This is a genomic window from Endozoicomonas atrinae, from assembly GCF_001647025.1.
GTDB lineage: Bacteria > Pseudomonadota > Gammaproteobacteria > Pseudomonadales > Endozoicomonadaceae > Endozoicomonas > Endozoicomonas atrinae.
In genome coordinates this window covers 1-3,703 of sequence record NZ_LUKQ02000388.1, presented here as the reverse complement: position 1 = coordinate 3,703, position 3,703 = coordinate 1, and the positions used below count along the sequence as shown (strand labels likewise).

4 protein-coding genes are annotated in these 3,703 nt (G+C 57.8%); all 4 read right to left on the bottom strand.

The window, feature by feature from the left end; translation table 11 throughout:
- Positions 1-1,433: hypothetical protein (locus AK963_RS26710; protein WP_139117690.1), on the bottom strand; the 1,433-nt coding region annotated here is incomplete at its 3' end.
- A 109-nt stretch (positions 1,434-1,542) separates the two neighbouring features.
- Entirely contained in the window at positions 1,543-3,171 is a 1,629-nt protein-coding gene (locus tag AK963_RS26705) for a terminase large subunit (protein WP_066018386.1), read from the bottom strand.
- The gene (locus tag AK963_RS26700; RefSeq protein ID WP_066018385.1) at positions 3,123-3,503 is read right to left on the bottom strand and encodes a helix-turn-helix domain-containing protein; all 381 of its coding nucleotides are present in this window, start codon (positions 3,501-3,503) and stop codon (positions 3,123-3,125) included. Before AK963_RS26700 ends, AK963_RS26705 begins: the two co-directional genes overlap by 49 nt.
- A gap of 2 nt (positions 3,504-3,505) precedes the next feature.
- Positions 3,506-3,703 (bottom strand): hypothetical protein (locus AK963_RS33740; RefSeq protein WP_175404675.1); only part of this gene is annotated, 198 nt, incomplete at its 5' end.

The following is a 3,703-nucleotide window of genomic DNA, read 5'->3' as shown; positions in this document are numbered from 1 at the left end:
TCACCCTGATTACTCTGGACGTTGATCGCGTCGATCATCGGCCCTTCACCGGCCTGACCGTCATAAAACCAGAGCCGATAGGGGTAAATCTTCTTGGCGTCCTCCAGGCTCATGCCTTCCGGCAGCTTGGAGACATCCATCTGGAACATGGGACCGGCAGTGAGGGCCGCGTTATCGAGCAAGGCTCTGCCCGTGGAGTTCATCACGTCCTGAGAGTCGTTCATCATGTAGGGGATGCCGATGCCCCAGAAGCGGTGGAGGACGGTCTCGTAGGGTATGAACTTGTAGGGGATCGCCTCCGGCTTCAGGGGATTGAGGCGCGCCATGATCATCTGGTTATCACAAATCCAGATATTGCCCTGGTACTCCATTTGCTCATCAATGTCCCTGATGCCGTACTTCAGCAACTGGTGGCCGTCCACCGGTCCCCAGTACTCCAGCACGTCATACCGCTTGGGGGTAACGTGGTGGTCGTCGGACTCGTTGATGTTGTTGAGCTCTTTCTCGTAATCCAGCGGGACGTGATTGCCCTCCGGTGAATGGGTCAGAATCTCCATTACCGTGCCGGTTTCAAAGCCGTGGCTGTCCGCCAGCTCCCGCAGTTCGTGTTTGGTCAGGACATGACGGCGGAACAGGTCGTTGGGCTTGCCGCAGTCTTTGGAATAAGGGTCGGGGAACATATCGAAGATGCTCGCCCACTCCACGTCCGGCTCGATGGTCTGCTGCTCGTTAAGCTGCCATTCCTCCCCTTCGGCCTCCCACTTCTCATGGGTGCGGATATTGAGGGTGGCCACCTTGATGCAGCCCGTGCCGAGGGTCACCTGCTCACGGGTCACCTTCTTCAGCTCGGTCAGGGCATCCGCAGCAATCAGGTAGTCCTTGATCTGCCGTTTCATGCGCATGGCGGCCTTGTTGGCCCGGTCCAGCGCCTCCGCCATCAGCGCCCGTTCCATCTCATCGTACCGTTCCTGGATAAGCTGGTTGCGGGTCTGGGGATCAAGGGGGTAAGGCAGCAGCTCCTGAATGGCGGTCATGCGGAGGTGCCGCTTGATGCTGGCAGGCACTTCCGCCAGGGGGCTGGGCACAATGTCCCAGAAGTTGTCAGGGTTCTGGAACAGCAGGTCGATGATCCGTGAATAGGCGGCGTTGACCTTGGTGGTGGTGATCTTGATAAACACCCGGCTCAGTGCCTGCTGTTCTTCCATGATCCGCAACTGTTCAGGCCCATACTCCCCTTTCACGGCGCGCAAGGATGCCAGCCATTCTTCTTCCACTTCTCGCCGGGCTTCCCGGTAACCCTGCCAGCGGCTTTGCAGGTCAGCGGCAAAGGCGTCACGCACCGCCTGCTCCTGACGGTCGGCATCCTCTGCCTGCTGCATCTCCGCCTGCGTCACCTCGTCCGGTGTGGTGACCTGTACCAGTCCGTAGTCCATTATCTGGCCTTCTTCCCTCTGCGCCTGATCCACTCAAGCCGGTGGCCAGCCATGATGGCGGGGTAGTTCCCCACCACCCGCTGGGTGAAACGTATGATTCTGTGTTCCATCAGTAAGCCGACTTGCCCGGAGCCCGATACTTCAGCTCGTTAATATTGATCTTCTGCCGTGGCAGCTTCAGCACCATCTGCTGGGCAATGGCGTAACTGATCACCCGATCATCAAAGCAACCTTCCTGCGCGTTGGTGCTGCCGTTGTCCTCAATGACGTAGGTCTGGCACTCGGCAATGGTGTCCTTGTTGCAGATACCCGACTCGCCGTCCCGCAGCAGTGCCGCCAGGTGGTCGATCATCAGGGGCTTGGATTTCGTGGTGGTCTGCCAGCCGAGGCGCTTGGTGCGCTTCTGGCTTCGCTGGTCAACGGTGGTTTCCATGTACAAATTGGGGTACTTCCGGTCTTTCAGCTTGGTGACAGTGGTCAGGCCGTGGTTGTTGCGCTCCACGCCGATCAAAGCGCCGTTGTAGAACCGGCCCAGCTTGTCCAGCATCTTGCCCAGATCGTCCGGTGCCACATGCCCATGCCAGTGAGCCACCTGGTAACCGTCACGGTCACACACATCAATGGACGAATAGTCACCGTGCTTATGCTTGTCATTGACCGGTGCCAACCCTTCCGCCACATCGCAGCCGATCACGTACTGGGTGCCGGTCTTCGGGAACTCCCAGACTTGCAGCAGTCCCGTCTTGTTACGGTTCACGCCGTTGATGGTCAGCTCGATGGACTGCTTCGGGGCGTAACACTCGACCTTGGCCGACTCGGTGTGCTTGGGATCAAACACCGGCCTGCCGGAGAACAGGAACGCTTCCTCCACATTGCAGGGGTATTCCTGTTTGAACTTGTCTTCGGATTTCAGCTCGTAAATCTTCTGCCTGCGCCACTGGAGTTGTTCATCGCTCAGGTGGTAGGTCTGCTTCAGAAATCTTTCGTCATCATCGAGCGTGAAGCCTGCCGGAGCTGCCGCTTGATATTCCTCCTGCCAAAACCAAGGGATAAACACCAGTTCAAAATCGCCACGGCCAGCAGCAGCGTCCATAACGTAATCATAAAAGACACCACCAACCCCGTTAGCAGTGCTTTCAAGAATGACTTCAGTGTCTGCTTCATTGGGGACCGCCTGTAACACACCGGCCAGGTGTTCGTCCGCGTTTGGCCAGAAGGCCACCTCTGAGCCGTGGAATAACTGCGCCGTGGATGACCGGCCTGCCCCCCGGTTGCCTGCGGTACCCACCCGATAACCGGAGTCGTGGGTAAAATCCATCTGCTTGGCACTCTTGTTACTCAGTGTCTTCTGGGCAAAGGCAGGCAGGTTTTCGTGGTAGCGCAGCACCATATCGAACAGGTTGGCCGTAGCGTCCGCTTCGTGGGTCAGGATGTAGGCCCGCAGCCCCCGGTTGTTGCTGACTTTCCAGTAAAACCGGGCTTCGGTGTACGTGCTGCATCCCTGTTGCCGACCTTTCAGCACCACGATCCGAACCTTGCCGGTGCGCTTGAGCTGCTGGTTGATCCGCTTGTGCAGGTACTTCTGGGCCGCGTTCAGTTTCAGGGGAACCACTTTGGCCGACTTGGTTCTGATCTTCAGGCAGAGGCTGGCAAAGTAACGGAAATCAAACAGCAGCTTCTCTCTGCCGGTCAGTCCTCGTCTTCGCTGTCGGCTTCGCTGTCCCTTGCTGCCAGCCATTCGTCCACCGTTTCCAGTTCGTCCTTGATGACGGTCTGCTCCAGCTTGTCCCGCCACTTGAACCGGTTCTTCATGTACATAATCATCATGGCAGGCTGCACCTCGGCCTGACCCAGTGCGCCCCTGATGTATTTGTCCTCCCACCAGGCTTCGGCCAGCACATCACCCTGCTCCACGGCAGCGGCAAAGTCTTCGTGTCTGTTGATGTAGGACAGAAACGTCTTGTAGCTGATGCCGAGCTCCACGGCAGTCGCCTTACGACTCATGCCTTCTGACATCAGCTCTTTTACCTGCTGACACATCGCGGGTTTGTATTTACTGGGGAATGCCATGACTAAACAAGGTGCCTGAATGCGTAGGCAATCAGACCAGCAGTGACGGTCATCGCCACCCACTGCGCCACTGAGGTGATCACGGAGTTTTTCTGCACGGCCTTCTCGATGGTATCCAGCCGTTCCTCGCTGCGTTGCTCCCGCAGTGCCAGGTTGACCATCCGTTCATCGTGCTTGGCCAGCGTCTGGAGTATCTGGGT

Excerpts from the sequence above, each read along its gene's own strand:
- AK963_RS26705 (WP_066018386.1), bottom strand. The coding sequence starts at position 3,171 with ATGGCTGGCAGCAAGGGACAGCGAAGCCGACAGCGAAGACGAGGACTG.
- AK963_RS26700 (WP_066018385.1), bottom strand. The coding sequence starts at position 3,503 with ATGGCATTCCCCAGTAAATACAAACCCGCGATGTGTCAGCAGGTAAAA.